Annotated in this window: 5 protein-coding genes; 1 reads left to right on the forward strand and 4 read right to left on the reverse strand. The window is 64.5% G+C overall.

Annotated elements, in window-relative coordinates; translation table 11 throughout:
- A partial coding sequence (locus EN939_RS18645; protein ID WP_164751068.1) for a DMT family transporter occupies positions 1-743 on the reverse strand: 743 nt, incomplete at its 3' end.
- Positions 744-965: 222 nt separating this feature from the next.
- Here EN939_RS18645 and EN939_RS18650 point away from each other — a divergent pair.
- Positions 966-1,847, forward strand: a complete 882-nt coding sequence (locus EN939_RS18650) for a LysR family transcriptional regulator (RefSeq protein WP_127269182.1) — start codon at positions 966-968, stop codon at positions 1,845-1,847.
- Here the strand turns inward: EN939_RS18650 and EN939_RS18655 are convergent.
- The 3 genes from EN939_RS18655 to EN939_RS18665 all read right to left on the reverse strand — a co-directional run.
- A complete protein-coding gene (locus tag EN939_RS18655; RefSeq protein ID WP_127269183.1) occupies positions 1,826-2,197 on the reverse strand; it encodes a glyoxalase superfamily protein in 372 nt (123 codons plus the stop codon). The two genes, EN939_RS18650 and EN939_RS18655, sit on opposite strands and share 22 nt — an antisense overlap.
- Positions 2,198-2,309: 112 nt before the next feature.
- Positions 2,310-4,898, reverse strand: a complete 2,589-nt coding sequence (locus tag EN939_RS18660) for a TIGR02302 family protein (protein WP_127269184.1) — start codon at positions 4,896-4,898, stop codon at positions 2,310-2,312.
- 235 nt (positions 4,899-5,133) lie between these two features.
- The coding region (locus EN939_RS18665) for a pyridoxal-phosphate dependent enzyme (protein ID WP_127269185.1) at positions 5,134-5,665 on the reverse strand (532 nt) is incomplete at its 5' end.

Here is a 5,665-nt window from a genome sequence, read left to right on the forward strand (position 1 = left end):
CGGTAGGCCTGCGACAGCAGGATCATGCCGGCGGAGGCGACGAAACCGCAGGCCGCCATCTTGAGAAAATCCGGCAGCGTCGGCCAAAGCCATGGCCGTACCAGGAATTCCAGGCTTGGGTGAACGGCGTGTGTAATGCCGGCCAGGTGAAACGCCCCGGCAACCACGGCGGCGCCGACCAGATAGGCGCCGTTCTGATAGAAGGCCATGACGGTGGACGATTCAGTATCGCCGATCTTGCGGGCCATCAGCTGCGAAAAACCATAGAGCGCCGCCGATCCCAGCGACAGCAGCGCTGCCCAGTCGAACAGCCCTGCGCCGGGGCGCAGCATCACGAGGACGCCGAACAAGCCGATCAGCACGGTTGCCAGTGTCTGCCAGGAGACGCGCTCGCCAAGGTAAGGTCCGGCCAGGACCATGATGAACAGCGGCGCCATGAAATAAAGCGCCACCGCATCGGCGAGCGGCAAAGCAGCGATGGCCAGGTAGTACATCGTATAGGAGGTGAACTGGATGAAGGCGCGCACCGTCAGCATGCGGAATCGCTTCGACAGGATCGCCCGCAAGCCGACATCGGCATGGACCAGAACGATCAGGATCGGCAGGGCGACGATCGAGCGGATCGCCATCACCTCGGTCACCGGATAGCCGCTCGACACGGCTTTGACGAGCGGATCCTGCAGCGAAAAGACCAGCACGCCGAGGCACAGGCTCAGGATGCCGCCCACCATCCGATTCTGCATCTGCATCCAGGCTCCTGCGCGTACGACCCGAAGCTGCCGCCTGCGGGGTAAAAAGAACCCGCCACCGTTTCGGGCAGCGGGCACGAGTGAGGACTCTTGATTGGTCCGCGGCTGATTTCGCAGCCGCATATCCAATGGGTATGGCGACTATCGTCCGCCGTTTGACATGTTGCAAACGAATTGGAATGATGCCAGCAATCAAATTCTCTTATGGCGGATTCCATGCGGCCGACCCTCGACAGCGACCTCCTGCGAACCTTCGTGGCGATTGCCGAGACCGGCAATTTCACCAAGGCGGCGGAGCAGGCCGGCCGCACCCAATCCGCGGTGTCGATGCAGATGAAGAAGCTCGAAGAGCTGATCGGCGCCAGCCTGTTCGAGCGCGGTTCGCGCGGCGTCGCGTTGACGCGGCGCGGCGGCGAACTCATCGTCAACGCCCGCCGCATTGTCTCGCTGCTCGACGAGACGTCGGCATCGATGGCGGCAGCGCCGCTTGGCGGGCCGGTGCGCATCGGCATTCCGGAGGAATATGGCCACGCCATCCTGTCGCGCGCGCTCGGCGCCTTCTCGAAGCGTCATACACAGGTCGAGGTCACCGTGCGCTATGCCCATTCCGGGGCACAGATGGCGGCGCTCGCTGCCGGCGAACTCGATCTGTGCGTGGTGTTCGAATGGCAGGATCCCGCCGGCGGCGAAGTGCTGATGCACGACCCGACCGTGTGGGTGACGTCGACCCTGCATCACATGCATGAGGAACAGCCGGTGCCGATCGCGCTCTACAACCGGGCCGGCTGGTGCAAGGACTTCGCCATCAAATCACTGGAGCAGCGCGATCTTGCCTATCGTGTCGCCTATACCAGCGACACCACCGGCGGCCTCAAGCTCGCCGTCACCTCCGGACTGGCGATCGCGCCGATTTCGCGCAGCAACATTCCGGACGGCTGTCGTGAACTGACCACCGCGGACGGATTCGGCGCCATCGATTCCTCCAACGTGGTGATGCACCGCAACCCCAATGCGTCAGGTGAGGCGATCGACGGCATGCAGGATGCGATCCGCGAAGCCTTCGTCAACAGGCTCAGTCAGCCGGCGGCATCCTCGTAGAAATGCAGCCTGTTGCCGAACGGATCGGCGACCGATACCTCGCGGGTCTTCCAAGGCGTATCTTCCACGCCCGGCCTGGCGAAGCGGTAGTTTTTGCCGATCAGTTCGCCATGAAGAGCGGTGATGTCCTCGACCTCGATGCGCAGGGCGATGCCGGGTGCACCGTCGCCATGATGTTCGCTGAGATGCAGAACGCAGCCGTCGCGGCCGACCGCCATGTAAAGCGGCGCGTCGTCGGCGAAGCGATGTTCCCACTGCACCTCGAAGCCGAGGAAGCCGACATAGAATTCACGCGCCTTGGCAATGTCGAAGATGCGCAGGATGGGTGTAACGGCGCCAAGTCTGGGCATGGTGGTGCAACCGCGCGAGAGGGTCTTTAGGTGGGATGGACGCGGGCGGCAATCCCTATGTTTTTTCGCAATTCCGGACGGAAAACCGCTTCACACTTTTCCTGGAATTGCTCTATTTCAGCTCGAGCAGCCGTTCCAGATAGCTGCGTTCGATGTCGGGGCTGAGCGCATTGCCGAGCCGTTTGCGGATCGCTTCCAGTATCTGGCGGGCGCGCTGCACGTCGATCTCGTCGGGCACCTTCACCGAATCGCCGAAATCGGGACCCTGGCTGGCGCGTGGCCGGCCGAGCGGATCACGATCGGCGTTCTGCTGCCGGCCGCCTTCCTCGCCGCCGCCCTGGTCGCCCTGCATGGCTTGCATCTGCTTCATCATGTCCTTGGCGCCCTTGCGCAGCGCTTCCAGCGCCCGGCCCTGATGACCGACGGCCGCATCGCCTTCGCCCTCGCCGAGTGCCTGTTCGGCATTGCCCATGGACTTGCCGGCCTCGCCAAATCCTTCATTGGGCTCCATACCCATGCCTTCGAGGCCCTTCTTCAGCTGATCCAGGTCGCTTTGCAGCTGGCCCTGGCCCTGCTGCAGCTGTTTCAGCGCATCGGCGAATTCCTGGGGTGTCATCGGCTTTTGCCGGGCGAGCGGATCGCGGTCTTCGCCGACGCCGGGTCTGTCCTCATCCTGGCCGCCTTCGCCGAGCTGCTCGTCACGGTTCTGCCCGCGCTGGCGCTCGCCGCGCTGCATCTGATCCATGCGGAAGGTGTCGTTCATCATCTCCTGCTGACGCCGCAGGATCTCACCCAGCTTGTCCATCTGCTGGCGCATCTCGCTGTCCTGCTGGCCGCCTTGCTGCTGACGGCCGGCTTGCAGATTGTTCATCATGTCCTGCAGTTGCGACAGCAGTTGCTGGGCCTTGTCGCGATCTCCGGACTTCGCCAGGTTTTCGATCTGGTCCATCATGCGATCGATGTCGCTCTGGCGCAGTTCCTGGCCATTCTGCTGCATCTGCGGGGCGTTGGGATTCTGCTTGGCGCGCTCCGCGAATTCCTGCAGGAACTGGTTCATCGCCTCGCGCAGTTCCTTCATCGCCTTTTCGATTTCAGCGTCGCTGGCGCCATTCTTGATGGCGTCCTGCAGCGCCTGTTGCGCCTGGCGCAGCCGCTTTTCGGCGGCCGAAAGATTGCCTTCCTCGATGCCGAGCGCGATTTCCCAGAGATAGGAGACCTCGCTGCGCAATTGATCGTCGCTCTCGGCCATCTTCAGCCGGGTGCGGGCGCTCATGATGGCGAGATAGTGAGACATGTTGTCGAACGTGTCTTCCGGCCGCAGCGTGATGGCGTCCATCAGGTCGAGCACGCGCGGCTTGGCGTTGGCGTCGAGCGCCAGCAGGCGGCGCTGTTCGATCACGGCGCGTGCCAGCGGATTGGCGAAAGGCCGCTCCGGCATCAGCAGCGTCTTGGTTTCGCTCGATGCAGTGTGCCCGGCATCATCGGTGGCGACCAGCGTCAGCTTGATGATGCTGCCGGCCCAGACATGCTCGGTCAGGTCCTTGGAGGTCTTGGCGGCGTTCGACTTGCCGCCGCGGCGCGGCAGCGTCAGCGGCATTTCAGGTGCACCGTACAGCGGGCGCGCATTGGGCGCCTGCGGATCGGCGAGCGCGAACACCGCTTTGGCGGTGGCGGCGCCATAGTCGTCGTCGATCTGGTAGTTTAGCTCGAAGGCGCCGTTTGCGGCGCGCTTGGGCTCGCCGACGAAGCGGATCTGCGGCGGCTTGTCCGATATGACCGCGAAGGCCCAGCGGCCGAGCTGGTCCTCGCCCGACGTCAGCGTCAGCGTGCCGTCGCCGGTCAGCTTGCTGGTGAACTGGAGCACCTTGGACGGCGGCGCCGGGCTTGCAGCCGGCTTGGCGGCGGCCTGCGGCGCAGCGGGATCGATGGCGCGGGCGTTGCCATTCTTGTCGGCATAGCCGAGCGTCTCCTCGCCTGAGCCACCCGTCACGCGCAGCGAAACGTCACTGCCTTCGGGAACCGTAAAGGTCGGGATCGCCTGGTTGGCGTCGGCGGTCAGGAAGATCGGCGGCTTGCCGGTATAGGCCGGTGGCGTCACCCATGCGTCGATGCGCGGCGGCACGATATCGCGCGCGCCATGGGCATTGAAGCCGTCGCTGATCCTGCCGCCCGTCGGTCCGAAGGAGAAGGCGAAGGCGGTAACGAGCAAAAGGGCCGCCACCGCGCGCAGCCCCCAGGGGTCGCGCTCCGGCACGCGCGTGCGCGGCAGGTCGGCGCCAAGGTTGTCGAGCTTTCCAGCCATACGCTTCTGGTGTTCGCGCCACAGCGCCTGCGAGAAGCTGCTTTCCCTGCCGCTGGGCCGGTCGGTCTGCACCAGCACCGGGCTGTGCAACAGTTGATTGGCGGCCTCTATGCGGCGGTCGATTTCGCCGGCGCCCGGCAGGCGGAAGAAGCGCAGCGGATAGAGCGCGGCCAGTGCCGCTATGGCAAAAGCAGCGACCAGGCCGATGCGCGCCATATCCGGCAGCCGGGAGAACAGCCCCAGCCAGGAGATGCTGAGGAACAGGCTGGCGACGATGACGAGCGGGAGCAGCAACGGCCAGCCGCGCTCGACCATCATCGAGACCCGCGTCGCCAACCGGCTCAAGGCCAGGCGTCCGGCCAGGCCGCGATCACTGCTGAAGGTGGGTCGTTGCGTCATCGGCCCTTCCTTGAGCCTATCCCGAAAACCGGGATGCGGCCTTATCCCTTTGAGCATGATCTGTTCCGAAAGGGATTTCACTTTTCGGGATCATGCTGTGGAGCGGGCAGGATAGCCCGACGCCTCACGACTCAAAGAATACCAGCAAACACGGCAAAGGCGAGGCAGTTCGGAAAAACGTGAAGTGGACCGTTATAGTTCCATCCTGCATACCCTTTAGAAGGCAGCAGGCCCTTTAGAAGGTAGCGGGGTCCGCATTCGCTCCGCAGACCAGCACGGCGACCCGTTCGCCCGCCGCCGGCGCATAGCGGCCCGACAGGACCGCGGCAAAGGCGGCGGCGCCACCCGGCTCGGAGATGATGCGGGCCCGGTTCCACAGCGCCTTCTGCGCGGCGATGATGTCGTCGTCACTGACCAGGATCGAGCGTTCGACAAAGGCTTCGGCAATCGGGAACATCATTTCGCCGACGCGCTTTGGCGCCAGCGAATCGGCGGCGATACCCTCGGCCGGCGCGTCGACGGGGTGTCCGGCCTCGAAGGCGCGATGAAGCGTCGGCGCTCCTTCCGGCTCGACGGCGATGATACGGATGCGGCCGGTAAACCAGGCAGCGATGCCGCCGATCAGGCCGCCGCCGCCGACAGCGACCAGCAGCGTGTCGATCTTAGGCAAATCGCTCTCGATTTCGAGCCCGAGCGTGCCCTGGCCGACGAGCGTTTCCTCCTGGTTGAAGGCATGGATCTGCAAGGCGCCGGTCTCCTCGGCGAAC

Source organism: Mesorhizobium sp. M7A.F.Ca.CA.002.05.1.1 (assembly GCF_003998335.1).
GTDB lineage: Bacteria > Pseudomonadota > Alphaproteobacteria > Rhizobiales > Rhizobiaceae > Mesorhizobium.